The 23,351-nt window shown below is 72.1% G+C and carries 18 protein-coding genes; 6 read left to right on the plus strand and 12 right to left on the minus strand.

From position 1 onward, the window contains the following. Positions 1-60 precede the first annotated feature (60 nt). Positions 61-1,101 carry a substrate-binding domain-containing protein gene (locus tag ACI1MP_RS26760; protein ID WP_380341269.1) on the minus strand — a complete coding sequence of 347 codons (1,041 nt, stop codon included), beginning with the start codon at positions 1,099-1,101 and terminating at the stop codon, positions 61-63. A 486-nt stretch (positions 1,102-1,587) separates the two neighbouring features. On the opposite strand from ACI1MP_RS26760, the gene ACI1MP_RS26765 reads away from it, so the two are divergent. Together ACI1MP_RS26765 and ACI1MP_RS26770 are read left to right on the plus strand one after the other, a co-directional pair. Next, positions 1,588-3,681 (plus strand): alpha-galactosidase, encoded by a 2,094-nt coding sequence (locus ACI1MP_RS26765; protein WP_404869652.1) that lies wholly within the window; start codon positions 1,588-1,590, stop codon positions 3,679-3,681. Positions 3,682-3,839: 158 nt separating this feature from the next. Next, on the plus strand, positions 3,840-5,990 hold the full coding sequence (locus ACI1MP_RS26770; protein WP_404869653.1) for an NPCBM/NEW2 domain-containing protein: 2,151 nt from the start codon (positions 3,840-3,842) through the stop codon (positions 5,988-5,990). A gap of 45 nt (positions 5,991-6,035) precedes the next feature. Here the strand turns inward: ACI1MP_RS26770 and ACI1MP_RS26775 are convergent, their stop codons facing one another. Then, on the minus strand, positions 6,036-6,617 hold the full coding sequence (locus ACI1MP_RS26775) for a helix-turn-helix domain-containing protein (protein ID WP_100585920.1): 582 nt from the start codon (positions 6,615-6,617) through the stop codon (positions 6,036-6,038). Between the two features lie 315 nt (positions 6,618-6,932). Between ACI1MP_RS26775 and ACI1MP_RS26780 the strand changes: the two genes are divergently transcribed. Together ACI1MP_RS26780 and ACI1MP_RS26785 are read left to right on the plus strand one after the other, a co-directional pair. Further along, positions 6,933-7,730: an aldolase gene (locus tag ACI1MP_RS26780; protein WP_404869654.1), complete on the plus strand. Its 798-nt coding sequence runs from the start codon at positions 6,933-6,935 to the stop codon at positions 7,728-7,730. Further along, positions 7,730-8,644 (plus strand): dihydrodipicolinate synthase family protein, encoded by a 915-nt coding sequence (locus ACI1MP_RS26785; RefSeq protein WP_404869655.1) that lies wholly within the window; start codon positions 7,730-7,732, stop codon positions 8,642-8,644. The genes ACI1MP_RS26780 and ACI1MP_RS26785 overlap by 1 nt, the downstream gene beginning before the upstream one ends. Positions 8,645-8,759: 115 nt before the next feature. Here ACI1MP_RS26785 and glnA read toward each other — a convergent pair whose 3' ends face one another. Then, positions 8,760-10,172, minus strand: a complete 1,413-nt coding sequence (gene glnA / locus ACI1MP_RS26790; RefSeq protein ID WP_043913577.1) for a type I glutamate--ammonia ligase — start codon at positions 10,170-10,172, stop codon at positions 8,760-8,762. 318 nt (positions 10,173-10,490) lie between these two features. On the opposite strand from glnA, the gene ACI1MP_RS26795 reads away from it, so the two are divergent. Next, positions 10,491-10,958: an RDD family protein gene (locus ACI1MP_RS26795; protein ID WP_100585931.1), complete on the plus strand. Its 468-nt coding sequence runs from the start codon at positions 10,491-10,493 to the stop codon at positions 10,956-10,958. A 223-nt stretch (positions 10,959-11,181) separates the two neighbouring features. On the opposite strand, the gene ACI1MP_RS26800 is transcribed toward ACI1MP_RS26795, so the two are convergent. From ACI1MP_RS26800 to ACI1MP_RS26830, 7 genes are all read right to left on the minus strand, one after another. Further along, positions 11,182-11,868, minus strand: coding sequence for a DUF4191 domain-containing protein (locus tag ACI1MP_RS26800; RefSeq protein ID WP_043913575.1), 687 nt, complete (start codon positions 11,866-11,868; stop codon positions 11,182-11,184). 99 nt (positions 11,869-11,967) lie between these two features. Then, positions 11,968-12,120 carry a hypothetical protein gene (locus ACI1MP_RS26805; RefSeq protein ID WP_167349403.1) on the minus strand — a complete coding sequence of 51 codons (153 nt, stop codon included), beginning with the start codon at positions 12,118-12,120 and terminating at the stop codon, positions 11,968-11,970. A gap of 189 nt (positions 12,121-12,309) precedes the next feature. Further along, complete coding sequence (gene lipA / locus ACI1MP_RS26810) at positions 12,310-13,263, minus strand: lipoyl synthase (protein ID WP_380341284.1); 954 nt, start codon at positions 13,261-13,263, stop codon at positions 12,310-12,312. Positions 13,264-13,416: 153 nt separating this feature from the next. Then, on the minus strand, positions 13,417-14,217 hold the full coding sequence (gene lipB, locus ACI1MP_RS26815; RefSeq protein ID WP_083462466.1) for a lipoyl(octanoyl) transferase LipB: 801 nt from the start codon (positions 14,215-14,217) through the stop codon (positions 13,417-13,419). 121 nt (positions 14,218-14,338) lie between these two features. Further along, complete coding sequence (locus ACI1MP_RS26820) at positions 14,339-16,231, minus strand: helix-turn-helix domain-containing protein (RefSeq protein ID WP_404869656.1); 1,893 nt, start codon at positions 16,229-16,231, stop codon at positions 14,339-14,341. Between the two features lie 215 nt (positions 16,232-16,446). Then, on the minus strand, positions 16,447-17,799 hold the full coding sequence (locus ACI1MP_RS26825) for an MFS transporter (protein WP_363481630.1): 1,353 nt from the start codon (positions 17,797-17,799) through the stop codon (positions 16,447-16,449). Between the two features lie 69 nt (positions 17,800-17,868). Further along, the gene (locus ACI1MP_RS26830; RefSeq protein ID WP_404869657.1) at positions 17,869-18,642 is read right to left on the minus strand and encodes a 3-hydroxybutyrate dehydrogenase; all 774 of its coding nucleotides are present in this window, start codon (positions 18,640-18,642) and stop codon (positions 17,869-17,871) included. 298 nt (positions 18,643-18,940) lie between these two features. Between ACI1MP_RS26830 and ACI1MP_RS26835 the strand changes: the two genes are divergently transcribed. Beyond that, positions 18,941-20,548, plus strand: a complete 1,608-nt coding sequence (locus ACI1MP_RS26835; RefSeq protein WP_387993658.1) for a regulator — start codon at positions 18,941-18,943, stop codon at positions 20,546-20,548. A gap of 168 nt (positions 20,549-20,716) precedes the next feature. Here ACI1MP_RS26835 and ACI1MP_RS26840 read toward each other — a convergent pair whose 3' ends face one another. Together ACI1MP_RS26840 and ACI1MP_RS26845 are read right to left on the minus strand one after the other, a co-directional pair. After that, a complete protein-coding gene (locus ACI1MP_RS26840) occupies positions 20,717-22,030 on the minus strand; it encodes an FAD-dependent oxidoreductase (protein ID WP_404869658.1) in 1,314 nt (437 codons plus the stop codon). Between the two features lie 318 nt (positions 22,031-22,348). Continuing rightward, positions 22,349-23,278, minus strand: coding sequence for a TIGR01777 family oxidoreductase (locus tag ACI1MP_RS26845; RefSeq protein ID WP_404869659.1), 930 nt, complete (start codon positions 23,276-23,278; stop codon positions 22,349-22,351). Positions 23,279-23,351 lie beyond the last annotated feature (73 nt).

Consider the following 23,351-nt stretch of genomic DNA (forward strand, 5'->3'; position numbering starts at 1 on the left):
GACTGGGGCGAAGGAGTGGCGGCCGCCCGCCCCACCGGGCGACCACGGGGGGAAGGACGGTCAGTTGCAGGTGACGCCGGCGCTCTTCCAGGTGGCGGCGTCGACCATGGTGGTGGGGGCGAACGCCTCGGCGGGCATCTCCACGTTGTTCTTCAGTCGGTCGTACATGGTCCGGACCGCGAGTGCGCCGACGTCCTTGCCGTTGATGAACAGGGCGGCCTTCATCCCGGACGGCTTGCCGCCGGTCCAGTCCTTGCAGGCGAGGTAGGCGCCGAGGCCCACGCCGTCGATGTCGTCGGGGCTGACGCCGGCGTTCTGCAGGGCGGTGACGCCGCCCTGGACGTTCTCGTCGTTGCAGCCCCAGACCACCCAGTGCTTGACCCCGGCATTGGCGGTGACCGTCGCGGCGACCTTGTCCTGCGCGCCGGTCGGGGTGTTGTCGGTGGCGACGTCGATGTTCCGGACCCCGGGGACGGCGGAGTCGAAGGCTTCCTTGGCGGCCTTGACCCGGTCGCCGCAAACGGTGACGTCCTGCTTCCAGGCGGAGATGATCCGGGTGTCGGCGGCGTTCCAGCCGGCCTTCTTGAACTCCTCGGCGGCGCGCTTGCCGACCTCGCCACCCATCTGCGCGCCGGAGAATCCGATCCGCGGCACCAGGTCGGACTTGGCGCACTTCGCCGGGTCCGGTCCGGTGGTGCAGACCTGGTCGTCCGAGGTGAGCAGGGCGATCCTCGCGTCCCTCGCGGTCTGCGCGACCTGCGGGCCGACGGCCGGGTCGGGCACGACCACGATGACGCCGTTGGTCTTCTGCGCGATCGCGGACCGCACCTCGCTGATGGTCTTGTTGGCGTCGTTGCCGAGGTTCACCACCTTGAGGTCGACGCCCAGTTCGGCGGCCTTCGCTCTCGCGCCGGCCGCCTCGCCGACGAAGTACTCCTGGTCGCCCTGCTTCTGCAGGTAGGTGATCGAGATCCGTCCGCCGACCGGGGCGACCGAGGGGGCGCCGGAGGTGGACTCCCGGCCGGTGGAGCAGGCGGCGGTGGTCAGGCCCAGGGCGAGCAGGAGTCCTGCGGCGGCACGGCAGTTGATGGCACGGAACATGAGGGGAGGCTCCTTTTCGTCGTGCAGGCTTCGGTGGCCCGTCAAACCATCAGAAACCAACATGCTCGAACGCGACCCGACATATCACAGTGCCATTGCACAGACATGTCAAGAGGGCGCGTGTGTCGACACCCGCTCGCGACGCCCTCCGCGGCGGTCGGGCGGGTCGCGCATGCTTCCGGCACGTCGGCGGTTTCGGGTTCGGCGGCCACAAGGCGGACAGAGTCGGGTGATTGACGGAACGTCAGAAGCCGGAGGTGAGCGCCGGAGACTGCGCACCCCGCTGCGGTGGCGGTGACGCGGCGGTGCCATCCGGCCGGAAGTTTCGTGAAGGCGGCGTGTTCGGGGTCTTGAGTGCGCGTTTCCGATCTGGCTACCATGTGTTGCTTTCTGTTGAGATTCCTCTAGCCGTCGATCTCTGGAGATGGACTCAACAGAGCCCACCGTCATGCCACCTTCCCCCGCATGCCCACCTGGAGCGCCCCCATGCGTCCATCCATGCCCCGTGCCCTGCTGCACGCCCTCGCGGCGTTGTCCCTCGCGGCCTCCGGCCTCACGGCCGTCGTCGCCGCCTCCACCCCCGCCGCCTCCGCCCCCGCCGCGGCCCTCGACAACGGCCTCGCCCGCACTCCGCCCATGGGGTGGAACTCCTGGAACAGCCTGGGCACCGCGGTGACCCAGCAGCAGGTCGTCCAGACCATCGACTTCATGTCGTCCAAGGGCCTGGTGGCGGCCGGCTACGACACCGTCACCATCGACGACGGCTGGTCGCTGTCCCACCGCGACGGCCAGACCACCGACCTCGTCAAGAACTCCTACGGCGCGATGCAGCTGTACGACGCCGACCGCAACCCCACCAGCGGTCTCGACGGCACCGGCTTCGACCTGACGACCGGCCACCTGATGCCGGACCCGGCCCACTTCCCGGCGCACACCGTCAACGGGCAGACCCTCAACGGCATCCAGTACCTGTCCTGGTACGCCCACAGCAAGGGCATGAAGTTCGGCCTCTACGCCACCGACACCTACACCACCTGCCAGGGGCACCCGGGCAGTCTCGGGCACGAGTCGACCGACGCCGCCGACTTCGTCGCCTGGGGTGTCGACTTCGTCAAGTACGACGACTGCCCCTACGGCCCGCCGATCACCGGTCCGGACGGGTACAACTACGGAACCCAGGGCGAGGGGCGGGAGTTGACCCGCTCCATCTACGCCCGCACCCAGGACTTCCAGCGTGCTCTGGACGCCGCCTCGGCCGCCCAGGGCCGACCGCGCGTCGTGCTGAGCGTGTCCGCCCAGCCCGTGCACACCGGTCTCCCGTACCTGCTGGCCGGTGACGACCCCGCCCGCACCGACCCGGTGGTCGTCGCGGCCGGCACCCCTGCCCGGCAGGCCCCCGGCTACGCGCCGACCGGCGTCTGGTGCGGTCAGGTCGCGAACCTCTGCCGGATCGGCGGCGACCGCGGCCCGGACCTGGAAGGCGTGCTCCACAACGGCCAGTTGCAGACCGCGCTGCAGTATCCGGGCAATGTCCGGCCGGGCAGCTGGAACGACATGGACATGATGTTCGCCGGCTGGCTCGATCCGTACGGCCTCTACGGCACCACCGACACCTGCACCTGCCACAGGCCGATGAACGACACCGAATCGCGCAGCGAGATGTCGATCCTCGCCATGACGGCCGCCCCGCTGATCTCCGGCGCCGACCTGCGCACCGCCGCCGACTCCCAGCACAGCGACAGCGGTTACACCTGGTCCACGGGCATCAGCGACTCCGCGCTCGCCGTCTACAAGAACGCCGACGTCATCGCCGTCGACCAGGACAGCCTCGCCAAGCCCGCCACCCTGGTCGGCGACCCGCCGAACAGCCCCACCGCGCCGCTGGTCCTCAAGCGGCAGCTGGCGAACGGCGACACCGCCGTCCTGCTGGTCAACCAGGACCCGAACTCCGCCCGGACCGTCGCCACCACCCTGAGCGCGCTGGGACTGACCGGCCCCGGCTACTCCTCCAAGGAGCTGTGGACCGGCGCCACCGGCGACGTCACCGGCACGCTCGGCGCCTCGGTCGCCCCGCACGGCGTGGCCATGTACCGGCTCAAGGCCCTGCCCGTCACCGTCCCCGCGACGGTGATCGGCGACGGCCGCTACCACGGCATCAGCGCCGGCGGCACCGGCGGCCAGGTCCTGGAGGTCCGGGGCACGTGCAGCGCCCCCGACGGCTCGACCACCGACCTCAACACCTGGTGGGACTGGCACACCTCGGAGCGGTGGCGCTTCGACGCCAACGGCGACGGCACGGTGCACATCACCGACGACTGCTTCACCGACACCCAGGTCCACGGCACCCTGACCGGACCGGCCGCGCCCGGTGGCCCGGCGTGGGTCCTCAACAGCTACGACCCCAACAGCCCGTACCAGAAGTGGCGCGTCGTCCAGAACACCGCCACCGGTGCGCTGACCGTCACCAACGTGGCCACCGGCCTCGCCCTGGACGCCCCGCAGTCCACGCCCACGTCCGCCGTCGTCCTCGGCCGGCCCGACGGATCGGCCGCAGGCCAGTCCTGGAGCCCGGTGTCCTGACGCGGCGGACCCCATCAGCCCGGAGAGTGCGGGGCGGCGCCGCCTTGGGGCCCCCGCACCCTCCGTCGAGGAGCCGCCCGACTCCGCCCGCTCCACGGTGTCGGCGGACCGTGCGACGGCTCCTCCTCGACCCGCGTCTCCGTGCGGTCGAGTTCCGCATGTCCCGTTCCCGGGGAGGAACCTTGCAGTCCTTACGCGCAAAGCTGTCCCGCCGCGTCAGTGCGGCGTTGACATCCCTCACCCTGCTGGCCGGCGGCGGCGCGCTCGCCGTCGGCACCCAACTCGCCACCGCCCCACCGGCGTCGGCGCTCGACAACGGCATCAACCTGACCCCCCAGATGGGCTTCAACAACTGGAACACCACCTGGTGCGGGTCCCAGTTCAACGAGGACCTGGTCAAGGGCATGGCCGACCTGTTCGTCAGCAAGGGCCTCAAGGCGGCCGGCTACCAGTACGTCAACCTCGACGACTGCTGGGCGCTGCCCTCCCGGGACCTGTCCGGCAACCTGGTGCCCGACCCGGTCCGGTTCCCGCACGGCATCAAGGCGCTCGCGGACTACGTCCACGCCAAGGGCCTGAAGTTCGGCCTCTACTCGAGCGCCGGCACCCACACCTGCGACGTCCAGGGCTTCCCCGGCGGCCTCGGCCACGAGCAGCAGGACGCCAACCTGTGGGCCTCCTGGGGCGTCGACTACCTCAAGTACGACAACTGCAACAACATGGGCGTCGACGCGCAGACCCGTTACAAGACCATGGGCGACGCGCTGAAGAGGACCGGCCGACCGATCCTCTACAGCATCTGCGACTGGGGCTCCAGCGGCCCGTGGAACTGGGCGCAGCCGGTCGGCAACTCCTGGCGCACCACCGGCGACATCAGCGACAACTGGCAGAGCATGATCTCCATCGCGCACGCCAACCAGGGACTGTCCGCCTACGCCAAGGCCGGCGCCTTCAACGACCCGGACATGCTGGAGGTCGGCAACGGCGGCATGACCGGCACCGAGTACCGCACGCACTTCAGCCTCTGGGCCGAGATGGCCGCACCACTGCTGATCGGCGCCGACCTGCGCACCGCCCAGCAGGAGACGTTCGACATCCTCACCAACGCCGACGTCATCGCGATCGACCAGGATCCGCTGGGCAAGCAGGGCTCGGTGGTCTCCAGCGACAACGGCCTGGTCGTCATGTCGAAGCCGCTGGCCGACGGCAGCCGTGCGGTCACCCTCACCAACGAGGGCTCCTACGACGCCACCATCACCACCACCGTGCAGGCCGTCGGCATCGCCGGCGCGCCCTCGTACACGGTCAAGGACCTGTGGTCGAAGAAGACCACCACCAGCACCGGGGCGATCAGCGCCACCGTCCCCGGCCACGGCACCGCGATGTTCCGGGTCACCCCGAGCACGCCCGTCCCGCCGCCCACCGGCATGAGCCACCTGAGCGACCTGCCGTTCCTCGCCCAGACCAACGGCTGGGGCCCGGCCGAGCGCGACCACAGCAACGGCGACTGGGCAGCCGGCGACGGCCGCACCCTGGCCATCCGCGGCACCGCGTACGCGAAGGGCATCGGCACCAACGCCCCCAGTGACATCAGCTTCAACCTCGGCGGCACCTGCAAGAACCTGGTGACCAGTGTCGGCATCGACGACGAGACGTCCGGCAGCGGCTCCGCCGTCTTCCAGGTGTTCAAGGACGGAACTCTCGCCGCCGACAGCGGAAGGCTCACCGGCAGGGACCCGGCCAAGAAGCTCACCGTCGACCTCACGGGCGCCGCCGTTCTGCGCCTGGTGGTCACCGACGGCGGCGACGGCACCAGCTGGGACCACGCCGACTGGGCCGGAGCCAGGATCGCCTGCGGCAACGGCCCCGCCGCCGGCGCCCACCAGCTCTCCGACCTCACCTGGACCTCCGCGAGCAACGGCTGGGGCCAGGTCGAGAAGGACATGAGCAACGGCGACAACCAGTCCGGCGACGGACGCACCATCACCATCAACGGCGCGACCTACGCCAAGGGCCTGGGCACCAATGCGTTCAGCGAGATCGTCTACTACCTCGGCGGCGCCTGCAGTTCGCTGACCACCGATGTCGGCGTCGACGCCGAGGCCATGGGCCGCGGCACCGTCGCCTTCCAGATCTGGAAGGACGGCACCAAGGTCGCCGACAGCGGCGTGCTGAACGCCGCCGCCGGCGTCAAGCACCTCACCGCCGACCTCACCGGCGCCGACGAGCTGCACCTCGTCGTCACCGACGGCGGCGACGGCAACAACAGTGACCACGCCGACTGGGCGGGTCCGGTCCTCACCTGCTGACCGGCCCTCCGCACGCCTGTTCGGAGCGGCGAGCGCCGGTGCGCCTCAGGGCAGGCGGGAGTGCGGGGGCCAGGCGCCGTCCGGAGCGTCGTAGTCGCTGGAGACCAGGAGGAGGACGGTGGCGCGCGTGGTTCCCAGGGAGCGGAGCCGGTGCGGCGTGGTGGCCTTGAAGTAGGCGCAGTCGCCGGGGTCGAGCGTGATCGCGCGCGAGGGGAGGACCAGTTCGACCCGTCCCGCGTGGACGAAGACGAACTCCTCGCCGGGGTGGTCCCGGAAGGCGGCGGGGCCGTCGTCGAGCGGCGGGTAGAGCATGAACGGGGTCATGCCCTTGGCGCCGGCGCCGAGCGCCATGCCCTCGTAGCGGGTGCCGGGCTCGTCCGGGGAGGTCAGGGCCTGGCGTTCCGCGGCCCGGGTGACGGTGACCTCGCTCAGTTCGTCGGCGTCGGCGAAGAGGCTGTCCAGGGGGACTTCGAGGGCCTTGGCCAGGGAGGCGCACACGGCGATCGAGGGAACGCTCTGCCCGCGTTCGACCTTCGACAGGTAGCTCTTGGTGACGCCGGACCGCTCGGCCAGCGCCTCCAGGGTCATCAGCCGTTCCTTGCGCAGCCGGCGTACCCGGTTGATCACTGGCGTCTTCCTCTCCCGTGCCCCTGAACCGACGGGGCCGTGCGGTGCCGAGCGTGCCGTCCGCTCCTGATGACACCTCGTGTCCTATGGCGAACAAATGCTACGCCGCGGCGCGACCGGCAGGCCCGGGAGGTGTGGCCCGCCGGCACCTGTCGCGGACTTCCCCGTGGTGCGCCGGGGCTGCGGACGCCCATCCCCGGGGCTCTTGTGGCAGGAAACCTTGTGTCCTATGGTGAACAATGTTTCCTCCGGGGCTGCGGCTCCGGGCGCAGGCCGTGCCGCCGGGGCAGGGCCGGAGAGCGGGAGCAGAGACACATGGCGAAAACACTGCAGGACTCGAAGGACGTCCTCGTCGACCGCGCCGAGCGGCAGATGGACCGGCACTTCGGGGACTCGAAACTGACCACGCGCCAGAAGCTGGCGCTCACCTGTCGGATCGCCTACGACGGCGGCCACGACTCGGGCCTCGCCGGGCAGATCAGCTTCCGCGGGCGGGAGCCGGGCACCTACTACACCCAGCGCCTCGGGCTGGGCTTCGACGAGATCACCGAGGACAACCTGCTGCTGGTGAACGAGGACCTGGAAGTCCTGGAGGGCGAGGGCATGCCCAACCCCGCCAACCGCTTCCACTCCTGGATCTACCGGGAGCGCGCGGACGTCAACTGCATCATCCACACGCACCCGTTGCACACGGCCGCACTCGCCATGCTGGAAGTGCCGCTGGTGATCTCCCAGATGGACACGACGCCGCTGTACGACGACTGCGCCTTCCTCAAGGACTGGCCGGGCGTGCCGGTGGGCAACGAGGAGGGCCGGATCATCTCCGCCGCCCTCGGCGACAAGCGGGCCATCCTGCTGGCCCACCACGGCCAACTGGTGACGGGCTCCACCATCGAGGAGGCGTGCACCCTGGCGCTGCTCATCGAACGGGCCGCCCGCCTGCAACTGCTGGCGATGTCGGCGGGGACCATCCAGCCCCTGGACCCGGCGCTGGCCCGTGAGGCCCACGACTGGACCTCCACCGACCGGCGCAGCAGGGCGAACTTCGAGTACTACGCGCGCAAGGCGCTGCGCAATCACCCCGACTGTGTGACCGGACAGGTGGAACTCTGATGGCCAACCCGCCCCTGAAGGGCATCATCTCCTACCCGGTCACCCCCTTCGACGCCGTCACCGGCGAGGTCGACCTGCCCGCGCTGCGAAGCCTCACCGGCGACCTCGTCGCCGCCGGCAGCCACGCCGTCGCTCCGCTGGGCAGCACCGGCGAGAGCGCCTATCTGACGGACCAGGAGTGGGACGCGGTCTGCGAGACCACCCTCGACACCGTGGCCGGCCAGGTGCCGACCCTCGTCGGCGTCTCCCACTGGAGCACCGAGGGCACGGTCCGCCGCGCCCGCGTGGCCGCCCGCCACGGTGCCACCGCGATCATGGTGCTGCCCCAGGTGTACTGGAAGCTGACCGAGGACGAACTCGCCCGCCACTACGGCGAGGTGGCACGTGCCACCGACCTGCCGATGATGCTCTACAACAACCCCGGCACCAGCGGCGTGGACCTGCGCCCCGAAGCGGTGGTCGCGCTCGCCCGGAAGATCCCCAACCTCACTATGGTCAAGGAGAGTTCGGGCGAGGTTTCGCGCTTCCGCGCCATCCGTGAGCTGTCCGACGGGGAGCTGTCCGTCTACAACGGCAGCAACCCGGTCGCCCTGGACGCCTTCCGCGCCGGAGCCGTCGGCTGGTGCACGGCCGCCCCCTGCCTCGTACCGGAGTGGGTGCTGGCGCTCCACGCCGCGGCCGTCGGCGGACACGACGACCGCGCCGACACGCTGCTGCAGGAACTGCTGCCCTTCCTGCGCTTCATCGTCGACCACGGCCTCCCCCGCGCCATCAAGGCGGGCCTCGACCTCCAGAACCGCCCCTCCGGCCCACCGCGCCCGCCGCTACTGCCCCTGCCCCACGACCAGACGGCCCGGCTACGGGAGCTGCTCAGCCACCTCCGCCGCGACCGACTCCCACCGTCCGCCGCCTGACAGCGCGAACTCCCCCCAACGCCGGCCCCCGCGCCGACAACCGGCACAGGCCCGGCCGCCGACCTCCGAGCGGAGACCGACAGCCGGGCCCTTGCGGGGTCGGGTGAGCGCGCTCCTACAGGTCGTAGTACAGCTCGAACTCGTGCGGGTGCGGGCGCAGGGCGATCGGGGCGATTTCCTGGGTGCGCTTGTAGTCGATCCAGGTGTCGATGAGGTCGGTGGTGAAGACGCCGCCGGCCAGCAGGTATTCGTGGTCGGCCTCCAGAGCGTCGAGGACGGCGGGGAGGGAGGCGGGGACCTGGGGGACCGCGGCGTGCTCGTCGGGGGCGAGTTCGTAGAGGTCCTTGTCGACGGGCTCGGCGGGTTCGATCTTGTTCTTGATGCCGTCGAGGCCGGCCATCAGCATGGCGGAGAAGGCGAGGTAGGGGTTGGAGGCCGGGTCGGGGGCGCGGAATTCGATGCGCTTGGCCTTGGCGTTGGAGCCGGTGATCGGGATCCGGATCGCGGCGGAGCGGTTGCGCTGCGAGTAGACCAGGTTGACGGGCGCCTCGAAGCCGGGGACCAGTCGGTGGTACGAGTTGACCGACGGGTTGGTGAAGGCGAGCAGGGACGGGGCGTGCCGGAGGATGCCGCCGATGTAGTAGCGGGCGGTGTCGGAGAGGCCCGCGTACCCCTGCTCGTCGTAGAACAGCGGGTTGCCGTTGGTCCACAGCGACTGGTGGACGTGCATGCCGGAGCCGTTGTCGCCGAAGATCGGCTTGGGCATGAAGGTGGCGGTCTTGCCGGCCCGCCAGGCGACGTTCTTGATGATGTACTTGAACAGCATCAGGTCGTCCGCGGCGTGCAGCAGGGTGTTGAACCTGTAGTTGATCTCGGCCTGCCCGGCGGTGCCGACCTCGTGGTGCTGGCGCTCCACGGTCAGGCCGGCGCGGCCGAGTTCGAGGGACATCTCGGCGCGCAGGTCGGCGAAGTGGTCGACCGGCGGGACGGGGAAGTACCCGCCCTTGTACTTGACCTTGTAGCCGCGGACGTCGCCCTCGGCGGAGCCGGTGTTCCAGGCGCCGGCCACCGAGTCGATGTGGTAGTAGGACGCGTTGGCGCTGGTCTCGAAGCGCACCGAGTCGAAGACGTAGAACTCGGCTTCGGGTCCGAAGTACGCGGTGTCGGCGATGCCGGAGGAGGCGAGGTAGGCCTCGGCCTTGCGGGCCACGTTGCGCGGGTCGCGGCTGTAGGCCTCGCCGGTGATCGGGTCCTGGATGAAGAAGTTGATGTTGAGGTGCTTCTCGGTGCGGAACGGGTCCAGCCGGGCGGTGGCGAAGTCCGGGACGAGGGCCATGTCGGACTCGTGGATGGCCTGGAAGCCGCGGATCGAGGAGCCGTCGAACATCAGTGTCTCGGTCGGGTCGAAGGTGTCGGCCGGGACCGCGAGGTGTTGCAGCACGCCCGGCAGATCGCAGAACCGGACGTCGACGAACTTGATGTCGTTCTCCGCGATGTACTGCTTCACCTCGTCGGCGTTGGTGAACATCCGTACTCCTCCTCGGCGTGCGCTCTGAGCCTCCGTCAGGGGCGACGGGGGCCCGGTGCAGGGGTTCACGATAGGAATGGGCCGTTTCCGGATCGTGACCTGACTGTTTCCCACATGTTAATCAGGCCGCTCCGGCGGGTGGCAAAGCGGTACGGCCCGGGCAAATCGCCTGTCCTGCGGGTGACGTGTACCCAGGGTGGTTCAGACCATTCGTGGCAGTCGGAGGAATTCGGTTCACCCTCGGGGGATCCCGCCCCGGCGCGTCCCGCCCGCGGGCCCGCCACCGGATCCGCGGGTAAGCCCGGTTAGGGTGGGTCCGTGGACACCAGAGAAGCACTCGGATCGTGGATCGACGGCCCGAAGGCGGCCGCCGAGAAGATGGGCGCCGACTTCGGCTACCGCGGCGAGCGCCTCGGCCTGCCGCGTTCCGGCCCCGGCTCGATCGCCGGCCCCGGCCGCCGGATCGGTGCCCTGTTCGTGGACGGCTGGCTGGTCAGCCTGGTCGCCTACGGCCTGCTCGCCCAAGGCGACAAGAGCGCGGCCAACCTGTGGACGACCCCGCTGTTCTACGCCGTCAGCGTGCTGTTCCTGGCCACCACCGGCACCACCGTCGGCAAGCGCCTGTTCGGCCTGCGGGTGGTCCGGCTGGACGGCAGCCGCGCGACCATCCCGCAGGTGCTGCTGCGTACCTTCCTGCTCTGCCTGGTCATCCCGGCCGCCGTCTGGGACCGCGACACCCGCGGCCTGCACGACAAGGCCGTCGGCACCGTCGAGGTCCGGATCTGACCCTGTTGGAACCCGGGAACCGAACCCGGGAAACCGAAGCCCGGTAACCGAACCCGGGCGCCGAAGCCCAGTAGCTGATCCCGGGAAACGGAAGCCCAGGAGCCGAACCCGGAAGCCCGGAACCCGGAAGCCCGGAACCCGAAGCCCGGAAACGTCGAACGGCCCCGCTCGCGGAGAGGAATCTCGCGAGCGGGGCCGTGGTGTCCTACGGGGGAGTGGGCGCCTAGCGCGCGCCGCCCTTGGGCATCCGGGCGCCCTTCGGCATCGGGCCCTTGGGGATCGGCGCCTTCGACAGCAGGTCGCCGAGCGCCCGCAGCCGGTCGTTGGTCTCGGTGACCTGGGCGGCCGTGATCGCCCGCGGCAGCCGCATCAGGTGGATCTGCAGCTTCTTCAGCGGGATCTCGCCCTCGCCGTTGCCGACCATGATGTCGTGCACCGGCACGTCGCCGACGACGCGGGCCATCTTCTTCTTCTCGGACGCCAGCAGCGGACGCACCCGGTTCGGGTTGCCCTCGCCGATCAGCGCGATGCCGGCCCGGCCGACCGCGCGGTAGACCGCGTCCTGGTTGCGGGTGACCGCCACCGGAGTCTGGTTGGCACTCCAGCCGCGGCGGATGTTGCCCAGCACCGCGGCGACTGCGCCCGGCTGGCCCTCCATCTGCCCGAACGCGGCCCGCTCGGCCCGACGGCCGAACACGATCGCGACCGCCAGCACTGCCACCACGAAACCGAGAATGCCCAGGTAGACCGGGTGGTCCAGGGCGAAGCCGATGGCGAGGAACACGCCGAAGGTCAGCAGGCCGACGCCGGCGATGATCAGGCCGATTTTGGAGTCGACCTGCTTGGTCATGACATATGCCTGGCGGATCTGTGCGAGCCGCCCAGGGGTATCGGATTTTTGCCTCGCCATACTGCTCATGGTACGGGGCGGGGGTGGCGATCATCCAAGGCGGTGCCGGTTCGGCGACCCTGGACTTTCCCGGAGCCCGGCCCGGAGGCCACCGGGAGTTCAGGCGCTGCGCTCGGGCACCCGTTCGGGCTGCTCGCGTTCGACCGCCAGCCGGCGGTTCTCGCACACCGCCGCCCACGCGTTGCGGCGCGCGCCGCGGATCAGCAACAGCGTTTCGGCCCGCCGCAGGGCGGTCCTGAGTCCGGTACGCATGACCACACCAACTCCTCGACCCGGGTACCGCTTCAGCGTCCCGGACGCCCGTTACCGTACGGTGACCCGACCGTCAATGCCACGTGAAACGTCGGTGGTTAGCCCGGACAGCTCCCCGTACGCGAGGAGGGCGGGCCCGATCGGGCCCGCCCTCCTCACGCACAGCGCGTCACAGCGTCACGGAGCCGCTCAGACCGCCGCCTGCGCGCGGCGCTCCAGCGCCTGCCGGTACAGCCGGCCGGCCCGGTACGAGGAACGCACCAGCGGGCCGGACATCACACCGGCGTAGCCCAGCTCCTCGGCCTCCTGCTGGAGCTCGACGAACTCCTGCGGCTTCACCCAGCGCTCCACCGGGTGGTGGCGCAGCGAGGGCCGCAGGTACTGGGTGATGGTGATCAGCTCGCAGCCGGCGTCGACCAGGTCGGCCAGCGCCTCGCTGACCTCCTCGCGGGTCTCGCCCATGCCCAGGATCAGGTTCGACTTGGTGACCAGCCCGGCCGCCCGGGCCTGGGTGATCACGTCGAGCGACCGCTCGTAGCGGAACGCCGGACGGATCCGCTTGAAGATCCGCGGCACCGTCTCGACGTTGTGCGCGAGCACCTCGGGACGGGACGAGAACACCTCGGCGAGCTGCTCCGGGACGGCGTTGAAGTCCGGGATCAGCAGCTCGACGCCGGTACGGCCGGCCTCACGGGCCGCCGTCATCGCGTGCACCTGGCGGACCGTCTCGGCGTACAGCCACGCGCCGCCGTCCTCCAGGTCGTCACGGGCGACACCGGTGATGGTGGCGTAGTTCAGGTCCATCGTGACGATGGACTCGGCGACCCGGCGCGGCTCGTCCCGGTCGAACTCGGCGGGCTTGCCGGTGTCGATCTGGCAGAAGTCGCAGCGGCGGGTGCACTGGTCGCCGCCGATCAGGAAGGTCGCCTCGCGGTCTTCCCAGCACTCGAAGATGTTGGGACAGCCCGCCTCCTGGCAGACCGTGTGCAGCCCTTCCTTCTTCACCAGGGACTGCAGGGCGTTGTACTCCGGCCCCATCTTCGCCCTGGTCTTGATCCACTCGGGCTTCCGCTCGATGGGGGTCTCGCTGTTGCGGACCTCCAGGCGGAGAAGCTTCCTGCCGTCGGGTGCGACAGCGGACACGTGCGACTCCTAGAACTAGACGGGGTACCCCAAAGAGTACGCCGTTGCTTCGATGGCCTGCTCAGGGCCCCGGGCCTTCGTTCGGAAGGCAACACCGGGCACGGCGCGCCGATTCCGCGACCGCGCGGATCAGACCGCGACGATCCGCGCGGATCAGACCGCGACGGCCGGCTCGGGCAGCTCGGCGAACACCTCGCGCAGCGTGCGCTCCACCGTCCCCACGGCGTCCGACACCGAGAACGGCCGGGCCAGCTCACCGCTCAGCGACGCCACCCCGGCGTCCCGGATGCCGCACGGGACGATCTTGTCGAAGTACGTCATCTCCGGGTCGCAGTTCAGCGCGAAGCCGTGCATGGTCACGCCGCGCGCCACCCGCACCCCGATCGCCGCGAGCTTGCGGTCGTCGCCGCGCTGGCCCGCGTTGGACGGGGCGTACTCCGGGCCCGCGAGACGCGGGTCGATGCCCAGCGGCAGGCCCATCCGCAGCGTCAGCTTGCCGATCTCCACCACCTTCGACGGGTCCACCACCGCGCCCGGGATCGCCGCGCCCAGCTTCCACACCCCGCTGCGGCCCTCCACCCGGGCGGTCTCCACCCCGAACTCGGTGCACGCCCGGATCAGCGCCTCCTCCAGCCGCCGCACGTACGCCACCACGTCGATCGGATCCGGCAGCTTCACGATCGGGTACCCCACCAGCTGCCCCGGGCCGTGCCAGGTGATCTCCCCGCCCCGGTTCACCTCCACCACCGGCGTCCCGTCCAGCGGCAGGTCCTCCGGGTTGGTGCGCTTGCCCATCGTGTACACCGGGTCGTGCTCCAACAGCAGCACCGTGTCCGGAATCTCGTCCGCGACCCGCAACGCGTGCAGCCGCTGCTGCTCCGCCCACGCCTCCTGGTAGGGGACGGTCCGTTCGCCTATCCCCATCCGCACGAACCGCACGTTCTCGCTCACCACACGCTCCTGCCTGTCGGCCGGCTCAGCTCAACCTCGCCACTGTACGCCCGTGCCCGGGCGCACCCTTCCGGCCCGGCTGATCGCCCGCACACGCCCCCGGTGTCGCGCCCGCCTGCGTTTCTCATCCCGTGGCCAGCAGCAGGAGCCTCAGCGCCAGCTGCAGCTCCAGCGCCCGCTCCGGCTGGTTCCAGTCGCGGCCGAGGAGGACCTCGACCCGGTCCAGCCGCTGCACCACGGTGTTGACGTGGACGTGCAGCAGGTCCTTGGCCCGGGTCAGGCTGCCGCCGCAGTCGAAGTAGGCGCGCAGGGTGCGGACCAGTTCGGTGCCGCGCTTGGCGTCGTAGTCGAGCAGGGGGCCGAGGGTGGCGCGGACGAAGCCCTCGACGTCGTGGCCGTCGCCGAGCAGGACGCCGAGGAAGCCGAGGTCGGTCGCGCACGCGCCGTCGCCCTCGCGGCCGAGCACGTGCAGGGCCCGGACGCACCGCACGCCCTCCGCGTAGGCCGCGGCCAGCGGGACGGGCCCGCTCGCGGCGCGGCCGGTGCCGACGGTGACGGGCGCCCCGACCAGCCGGGCGAGGCGTTCCGCGGCGAGTGCGGCGACCGCGCCGTCGCCGGTGCCGTCGTGCGGGACGAGCAGGACGACGCCGTCGCCGAACTCGGCGCTGATGCCGCGCGAGCCGAACAGGTACCGGGCCGCCGCGCCCGCGAGCCGTTCCCGGGCGGTGGCGTCGGCGGAGACGGCGACCAGGACCAGGTGGGGGCGGCCCAGGTCGACGCCGAGGCGGCGGCCGCGGGCGGTGAGGCCGGCGGGGTCGCGGTCGGGGGCGGTGAGCAGGTCGGCCAGCAGTTCGCCGCGGACGCGGTTCTCGGTCTCGGCGACCGAGCGCCGCAGCAGGAGCAGCAGCGCGGTGACCACGCTCGCGCGTTCGAACACCCGCCGGTCGGCGTCGTCCAGCTCGGGTCTGCCGTGCAGCACGAGCGAGCCGAGCAGTTCCTGGCCGGCCAGGACGGCGCAGACCCACTCGGTGCCGTGCCGCACGGCGTGGCCGCCGGCGCGGGAGGCGGCGACGGCGTCGGCGAGGCCGTCGGGGGCGCCGCCGGGGCCGGTGAGCGGGGCGCCCTCCGCGTCGTGGACGGAGGCCTCGCCGTCGAGCAGCGCGGCGACCTCCGCGGCCACGTCGGCGACCTCCGCGCCGCGCAGGACGAGGTCGGTGAGCCGGTCGTGGGCCTGTTCGGCGCGCTGGACGGAGCCCGCGTGGGCGCGGATGACGGCGTTGGCGGTGGCGAGCTCGGCGAGCGCGGCGCGGGTGTCGGCGAGCGACTTGGCGGTGTCCAGGGCGATCGCGGCGTGCGCGGCGAGGGTGCACAGCAGCGCGACCTCGTCGGGGGAGAAGGCGCGCGGGGTGCGGTCGGCGGCGAACAGCACGCCGATCACGGTGCCGCCGAGCAGCAGCGGCACGCCGATGATGGCGACCAGGCCCTCGTCGAGCACACCGGCGTCGATCTTGCCGGTGTGCCGGAAGCGCTCGTCGACCCGGTAGTCGTGGGTGGCGTAGGGGCGGGCGGTCTGCGCGACCAGGCCGCCGAGGCCGTCGCCGAGGCTGAGCCGCAGGGTCTGGAAGATCGGTGAGACGGAGCCGTCGGTGACCCGCATGTAGGTGTCGCCGGCCCGCTCGTCCGGGAGGGTGAGGTACGCGGTGTCGGTGCCGAGCAGCATGCGGGCGCGGCGGACGATGGCCTGCAGCACGGCGTCGAGGTCGCGGGAGGCGGCGAGGTCTCCGGCGGTGTCGAACAGGGCCGTCAGCTCGGCTTCGCGGCGGCGGTGCTGACGCATCGTCCGGTGCACCCGCAGGGCTTGCCAGGTGGCGTCGTCGATCTCGGTCAGGACCTGGGCGGGTGCGCCCTGCCGGCGGGCTTCGGCGAGGACTTCGCCGAAGTCCTCGGTGGCGGCGCCGGTCGCCAGTAGGTCGAGGAGTCGGCGCAGCGCCGGTGCGGCGGTGGTGTGGCGGTCCATTCGGTCTTCCCTGTCACTCGTGCCCCCCGTGGCCCCGTCGCCCGCGGCCCGTCGCACGGGGCCTGTCCGGTCGATCCTGCCGGGCGCGCGACGCCGGATCATTCCGGCTGGAAGCACGCTGATCCGACAAGATCGACTGGACAGGCCCTGGACGGGCCGGGGCCGCGCCGCCGGGCGGGTGCCCGGTGACGCGGCCCTGATTTTGTCGGAATCGGTCAGACCGTCGTAGCGGCCTTCACGGAGTCCCCCCGAGCGGCGCCCGCCTCGGCGAGGTCCGTGCCGCGGGTCTCCCGGCCGCACAGCACGGCGAGGACGGTGATCGCGGCGGCGATCGCCACGTACACGGCGATCGGGGTGGCGCTGCCGTAGTCCTTGAGCAGCGCGGTGGCGATCAGCGGCGCGGGGGCGCCGGCCGCGACGGAGGAGAACTGGGCGCCGATGGACGCCCCCGAGTAGCGGGTGCGGGTGGCGAACAGTTCCGAGAAGAACGCGGCCTGCGGGGCGTACATCATGCTGTGGAAGAACAGGCCGACGGTGACGGCGGTGACCAGGGAGGTGAAGTCCTTGGTGTCCACCATGCCGAAGAACACGAACGCCCAGACGCCGACGCCGACCGCGCCGACCAGGTACACCGGTTTGCGGCCGACCCGGTCGGAGAGCGCCCCGAACAGCGGTATCAGCGCGAACTGGACGGCCGAGCCGATCAGGACGGCGTTCAGCGCGGTCTGCTTGGGCAGGTGGGTGTGGCCGACGGCGTACGCCAGTACGAAGGTGGTCATCACGTAGTACGAGATGTTCTCCGCCATCCGCGCGCCCATCGCCACCAGCACGTCCCGCCAGTGGTCGCGCAGCACCGCCACCAGCGGAGGCTTCTGCTGCTCCGTGCGCTCCTCGGCGGCCGCCAGCGCCGCCTTGAACAGCGGCGACTCGTCCACCGCCAGCCGGATCCACAGCCCGACCATGACCAGCACCGCCGACAGCAGGAACGGCACCCGCCAGCCCCAGGACAGGAACGCCGCGTCCGACTGGACGGCCGTCATCAGCGACAGCACGCCGGCCGCCAGCAGGTTGCCCGCCGGGGCACCGCCCTGCGGCCAGGACGCCCAGAAGCCGCGCCGCCGCTGGTCGCCGTGCTCGGAGACCAGCAGCACCGCCCCGCCCCACTCGCCGCCCAGCGCGAAGCCCTGCACCAGCCGGAGCACCGTCAGCATGACCGGCGCCGCCACGCCGACCTGGTCGTACGTCGGCAGGCAGCCGATCAGGGTGGTCGCCCCGCCCATCAGCAGCAAGGACAGCACCAGCAGCTTCTTGCGACCTATCCGGTCGCCGAAGTGTCCGAACACCAGCGCGCCCAGCGGCCGGGCGGCGAACCCGATCGCGTAGGTCAGGAAGGACAGCAGAGTGCCCGTCAGCGGGTCCGACTTCGGGAAGAAGACGTGCCCGAAGACCAGCGCCGCCGCCGATCCGTACAAGAAGTAGTCGTACCACTCGATGGTGGTGCCGATCAGTGAGGCGGCCACCACCCGGGGAAGGGAGGCGGGTTTCGCGAGTTCGGGAGAGGCAGCCATCAGGAACTCCCTGGCGTGAGGTGGGGGGTGAGGGAGGTTCAGGACCTTATCGGCCCGCGGCGGCCGCGCTCAGTGCGCGGTCCAGCCGCCGTCCACCGGCAGGCTCGCGCCGGTGATGTAGGAGGCGCTCGGCGAGCACAGCCACACCGCCAGCTGCGCCACCTCGTCCGGTTCGATCAGTCGCTTCACGGCGGTGCGGTCGAGCATGATCTGCTCGACCACCTCGTCCTCGGGGATGCCGTGCGCCAGCGCCTGCGCGGCGATCTGCTTCTCCACCAGCGCGGTGCGGACGTACCCCGGGTTGATGCAGTTGCTGGTCACCCCGTGCGGGGCGCCCTCCAGGGCGACGGTCTTGCTCAGGCCCTCCAGCGCGTGCTTGGCCGTCACGTACGCCGACTTGAAGGCGCTGGCGCGCAGGCCGTGCACCGAGGAGATGTTGACCACCCGGCCCCACCCGTGCTCGTACATGTGCGGCAGGGTGCGGCGGAGGATCCGGAACGGGGCCTCCACCATGACCCGCTGGATCAGCGTGAACCGCTCCATCGGGAACTCGTGCACCGGCGCGACGTGCTGCAGGCCGGCGTTGTTGACCACGATGTCCGCGTCGGTCGGCAGCGCCTCCACCGCGTCCGGGTCGGACAGGTCGGCGACGTGCGCGACCCCGCCGATCCGCTCCGCCAGCTCCTCGGCGGGCGCGGCGGCCAGGTCGACGACGTACACGCGCGCGCCGGCCGCGGCGAACGCCTCCGCGCAGGCCCTGCCGATGCCGGAGGCGGCGCCGGTGACCAGTGCGGTGCGGCCGTGCAGGGAGGGTCGGAGGAGCGGGTCAGAAGTGGTGTCCATGGCCGAGAACGGTAGGAATCCGCGGGCCCCGCAACGATGTGGGCGGACACCACAGCATCCCCCTCTCGCATGGTGCCGCCCGCCATGCCGCCGGAAGGCGGGCAAAGGCCTCCGAACTCAAACACGCGGCGCCCGGGCTTCCTCAGAACGGGCGGGCCTGGTTCACCCGTTCGGAGGACGGGTGGGCCGAATCCACCCATAGCGTCCCAATGCTCGCTACATTCGCGCCGATTCCCGATCAGGGGGCGCTGTACCGGGCAGGAGGGGCCGGATCGGCGCCTGAGAGGTGTGGACTGCTATGCCCCAACGGCCCGTAATCGACAGCCCGGCGTACCGACCGCTCGACCCGCTCGGCCCGCGCCAAACCGGAGCGGACGAGACCCCTCCGCGCGCCGCCGAGCCGGCCGACCCACCGTCCGGCGGGCGCGCCCAGAACCCCCAACTCGCGGCACTCATCGAGGAATCCGGCTTCTCGCACGCCGGCCTCGCCCGCCGGGTCGACCAGCTCGGCCTGGAACACGGCCTCGACCTGCGCTACGACAAGACCTCCGTCACCCGCTGGCTGCGCGGCCAACAGCCGCGCGGCGCCACCCCGGCGCTGATCGCCGAAGTCTTCACCCGCCGCCTCGGCCGCCGCCTCACCGCCCAGGACGTCGGCCTGGACGCCTGCGCGCCCGTCTACGCCGGGCTGGAGTTCGCCGAGACCCCGCAGGAGGCCGTCGACATCGTCGCCTCCATGTGGCGCAAGGACAACGGCCCCTACGCGGAACTGCGCAAGATCGCCTTCACCCCCGCCGGACTGGTCGTCCCCAGCCGCGACTGGCTGATCGGCCGCACCGACGAACGCGTCGCCCGGGACGGCACCACCCTCACCCCCGAGGAACTCCGCACACCCCCGCCCGGCACCGCCGCCCGGGTCCCCCCGCAGGGCTCGCGCCGCCCCGGCGGCAGCGCCCTCGAACCCGCCGCCGCGGACGCCCGGGAGACCCGTCCCCCGGTCCGGGTCGGCCGCGGCGACATCGCCGCGATCCGCGCCGTCGGAGACCTCTTCCGGGCCCTCGACCACGCCTACGGCGGCGGCCACGCCCGGCAGGCGCTGGTCCGCTACCTGGAGAGCGAAGCCGAACCCATGCTCCGCGGCCGCTACGGCGAACAGATCGGCCGGGCCCTGTTCGGCGCCGTCGCCGACCTCACCCGGCTGGCCGGCTGGACGTCCTTCGACATCGCCGCGCACGGCCTCGCCCAGCGCTACTTCGTGCAGGCGCTGCGACTCTCCCAGGCGGCCGGCGACCGGGTCCTCGGCGGCTTCGTGCTGACCACCATGAGCCAACAGGCCGTCCACCTCGGGCACGCCCGCGAGGCCATCCAGCTCGCCCGGGTCGCCCAGCAGGGCGTCGGCACCACCGCCGCGCCCGTCGTCCAGGCCCTGATGCACGCCGCCGAGGCCCGCGGCCACGCCCTGGCCGGCGACGTCCGCGCCTGCACCACCGCCCTGGTCCGCTGCGAACGCGCCCTGGCCACCGCCCGAAGCGGCGACGACGTCCCGTCCTGGGCCCGCTACTTCGACGACGCCCAACTCGCCGACGAGTTCGCCCACTGCTACCGCGACCTCCAGCAGTGGCGCCCCGCCGCCCAGCACGCCGAGAAGTCGCTGCGCCTGCGCGCCCCCGCGTACGCCCGCAGCCGCATCCTGTGCCGCCTCGTCCTCGCCTCCGCCCGCCTCGGCATGGGCGACGTCGACGAGTCCTGCTCGATGGCCACCGACAGCCTCCGGGCGGCCGGCGAGATGCGCTCCGCCCGCACCGTCGAGTACCTCCGCGACTTCCACCGCCGCCTCGCCCCGTACCGCACCACGCCTGCGGCGCGCGCCTTCGAGGAGGCGACCCGGCAGGCAGGGGTGATCTAGATCCCGGGGGGCCGGGGAGCGGCGGGGCCGTGTCTGCCGGCGATCAACGGGGCGCCGGGCGTTCCGCCGTCTCCGGTCCCCGTCCTGGGGAGCCGGAAATGGGGGACCCTCTCGCGCCCCGTTGAGCACCGGCGAACTCGGCCCGCCGGTCCCCGGGCCCCTGAGTTCTCACGCCGCTGCCTCGACGACCTCCGGTTCCGTCCGTACCCCCAGGTCGCGCAGGACGGCGCCGGCGGCCCGACGGCCCGAGGCGATCGCGCCGTGGAGGGTGCCGGTGTCGCGGTGGTCGCCGCAGACGTAGAGGCCGGCCAGGAGGCGGACGGAGCGGCGGAAGTGGTGCGGCGGGGGCATCGTGACGACCGCGTCGGGGACGTGGCGGACCGTCAGGAACTCCCAGGGGGCGGTGGAGGTGCCGTACAGCTCGGACAGGCGGCGTCGGACGACGGGTTCGTCGCCTGCCGGGCCGCCGGAGTCGAAGGCGCGGCGGCCGAGCACGGTGGTGGCGATCAGGGCGCGGCCGTCGGCGGCGTAGGACGGGTCGGCGTCGCTGAGCACCAGGGAGTGCGAGATGCCGGTGCGTTCGGCGTCCAGGAGCAGCACGGGTTCGCCCAGCGGCGAGCGGTTGGCGGCGTGGTAGTAGGTGGTGACGGGGTGGAACCCGGGCTGCCGGAGGCCGGGGAGCAGGGCGGCAGCCGTCGCGGCGTCGGTGGCGACGATCACCGCTCGGGCCCGGATCGGGCCGTGCGCGGCGGTCTCCACGCCGTCGGTGCCGACCGCGGTGACGTCCACGCCCGGGCGGAGCGTGCCGTCCGGCAGCCCGGCGGCCAGCTGGGCGGGGACGGCGCCGATCCCGGCGGCGGGGACGCACAGCCGGCCGCGGGCGTAGTCGCGCAGGGCCAGGTCGGCGACCCGGCTGGAGGTGCCGAGTGCCGGGTCGGAGAGCAGTGCGGCGAGCAGGGGGCGCAGGAAGCCGTCCACGGTGCGGCCGGGCAGGCCGCGGTCGGCCAGGGCGCGGGCGGCGGTGGTCTCCTGACGGGCCAGCAGTCGGGCGGTGGGGGTGGCGGCCAGCCGGGACAGGGTGCCGGCGAGCCGGGCCCGGTCCAGCGGGGTGCCGAGCGGGCTGCGGGTGGCGGCCTGCCGGGCGGGGGTGAGCTGCGGGTCGCCGACCCGGTAGGTGCGGCCGCTGCTGTGCACCAGGACGCCGGGAGCGAGCGGACGCAGGTCCAGCCGGTCCAGGTCGAGGTGGCGGACGAGTTCGGGGTCGGCGGTGTTCAGCAGGTGGCCGCCGAGGTCGAGGCGGAAGCCGTCGAGTTCCCGGGTGGCCATGCGGCCGCCGACGCGTTCGGTGCCCTCCAGGACCTGGACGTGCAGGCCCTGGGCGGTGAGCGCGGCGGCGGCGGTCAGCCCGGCGACGCCGGCGCCGACCACGATCGCGTCGGGGTCGGTGGCGTGAACACGGCTGATGAAGTCATGTGCGGGCACGAGTGGGTGCTCCCTCCCTGGCGGAGCCCTCCGCTGCCGCCGCGCGCGGCAGTGCCCGCGAATGAGCGGAGGGTGCCGGGGCGGGCAGCGGGGGGCGAGGACAACACGGTCCGTCGAAGGTGATGCCCCGTCACCCGGCCACCCAGACCGCCGGCCGCCACTCAATCGGTTCAGACCACTGGTGGAGGAGACACAGCGGGGCGGCTCCGTCACCCACCGTGCGCCAAATGGGGCGCGCGAGGCAGGTGCGGGCGCGCACCGTCACCGTCCACGCCCCGTGCGCCGCCCCCATGCACCCGTGCGCCCCCTGACGTTCCGTCAGTTCCCGGGTCGCCCGAGCGCCGCCGCCACGATCGACTCCAGGTCCGGGTGGAGGAACTCGAACCCCGCCTCCACCAGGGCTTTCGGTACCACCCGGTGACTGCCGACCACCTCTACGGCCATCTCCCCGAGCACCGCGCGCAGGGTCCACTCCGGCACCGCGAACACCGCCGGCCGCTCCAGTTGCCGGGCCAGCTCGGCGGTCAGCTCGCCGTTGGTGACGGGCGCGGGCCCGGCCAGGTTGACGGGGCCGCTGAGGTCCTGGCAGTCGATCAGGAAACGCAGCGCGGCCACCTCGTCGGCCAGCGAGATCAGGCTCCAGTACTGCTTGCCGTTGCCGAGCCGCCCGCCCAGTCCGAGCTTGAACAGCGGCAGCAGCCGGGCCCCCGCGCCGCCCTTCGGGTCGAGCACCAGGCCGGTGCGCGGGTGCACCACCCGGATCCCGGCGGCCGCGGCGGGCTGTGCGGCCCGCTCCCACTCCTGGCACACCTCGGACAGGAAGTCGCTGCCGCTGGGCGCCTGTTCGTCGATCAGCTGGTCCCCGGTCTGCCCGTACCAGCCGACCGCGGAGGCGCTGACCAGCACCTTCGGCGGGGCCTTCAACCGGGTCAGCGCGGCGGCCAGGGTCTCGGTGCCGAGCACCCGGCTGTCCCGGATCTCCCGCCGGTAGGCGTCCGACCAGCGCCGGTCGCCGACGCCCGCCCCGGCCAGGTGCACCACCGCGTCGACGCCCTCCAGCGCGGCGCCGTCGATCTGCATCAGGAGCGGGTTCCACCCCACCCCGACCGTCCCGTCCGGCTGTGGGCCGGTGCGTGAGCGCCGCCGCACCAGCCGCAGCACCTCGTGCCCGTCCCCGACCAGGGAGTCCACCAGCGCGGACCCGATCAATCCCGTGGAACCTGTCACCGCGATACGCATACCGGCCATCCTCGCAGCCCTTACCGGCCCGCCCGGGCAGGCGGGCCGCCCGCCCGCTCACGGGGCGACAATTCCCGGCAAG

It is taken from the genome of Kitasatospora griseola (assembly GCF_044999035.1).
Lineage (GTDB): Bacteria > Actinomycetota > Actinomycetes > Streptomycetales > Streptomycetaceae > Kitasatospora > Kitasatospora griseola.

What these genes read in the sequence shown, in the direction of transcription:
- ACI1MP_RS26760 (WP_380341269.1), bottom strand. Translation starts at nt 1,101, where the DNA reads ATGTTCCGTGCCATCAACTGCCGTGCCGCCGCAGGACTCCTGCTCGCC.
- ACI1MP_RS26765 (WP_404869652.1), top strand. Translation starts at nt 1,588, where the DNA reads ATGCGTCCATCCATGCCCCGTGCCCTGCTGCACGCCCTCGCGGCGTTG.
- ACI1MP_RS26770 (WP_404869653.1), top strand. Translation starts at nt 3,840, where the DNA reads ATGTCCCGTTCCCGGGGAGGAACCTTGCAGTCCTTACGCGCAAAGCTG.
- ACI1MP_RS26780 (WP_404869654.1), top strand. Translation starts at nt 6,933, where the DNA reads ATGGCGAAAACACTGCAGGACTCGAAGGACGTCCTCGTCGACCGCGCC.
- ACI1MP_RS26785 (WP_404869655.1), top strand. Translation starts at nt 7,730, where the DNA reads ATGGCCAACCCGCCCCTGAAGGGCATCATCTCCTACCCGGTCACCCCC.
- glnA (WP_043913577.1), bottom strand. Translation starts at nt 10,172, where the DNA reads ATGTTCACCAACGCCGACGAGGTGAAGCAGTACATCGCGGAGAACGAC.
- ACI1MP_RS26800 (WP_043913575.1), bottom strand. Translation starts at nt 11,868, where the DNA reads ATGGCGAGGCAAAAATCCGATACCCCTGGGCGGCTCGCACAGATCCGC.
- ACI1MP_RS26805 (WP_167349403.1), bottom strand. Translation starts at nt 12,120, where the DNA reads ATGCGTACCGGACTCAGGACCGCCCTGCGGCGGGCCGAAACGCTGTTG.
- ACI1MP_RS26820 (WP_404869656.1), bottom strand. Translation starts at nt 16,231, where the DNA reads ATGGACCGCCACACCACCGCCGCACCGGCGCTGCGCCGACTCCTCGAC.
- ACI1MP_RS26825 (WP_363481630.1), bottom strand. Translation starts at nt 17,799, where the DNA reads ATGGCTGCCTCTCCCGAACTCGCGAAACCCGCCTCCCTTCCCCGGGTG.
- ACI1MP_RS26830 (WP_404869657.1), bottom strand. Translation starts at nt 18,642, where the DNA reads ATGGACACCACTTCTGACCCGCTCCTCCGACCCTCCCTGCACGGCCGC.
- ACI1MP_RS26835 (WP_387993658.1), top strand. Translation starts at nt 18,941, where the DNA reads ATGCCCCAACGGCCCGTAATCGACAGCCCGGCGTACCGACCGCTCGAC.
- ACI1MP_RS26845 (WP_404869659.1), bottom strand. Translation starts at nt 23,278, where the DNA reads ATGGCCGGTATGCGTATCGCGGTGACAGGTTCCACGGGATTGATCGGG.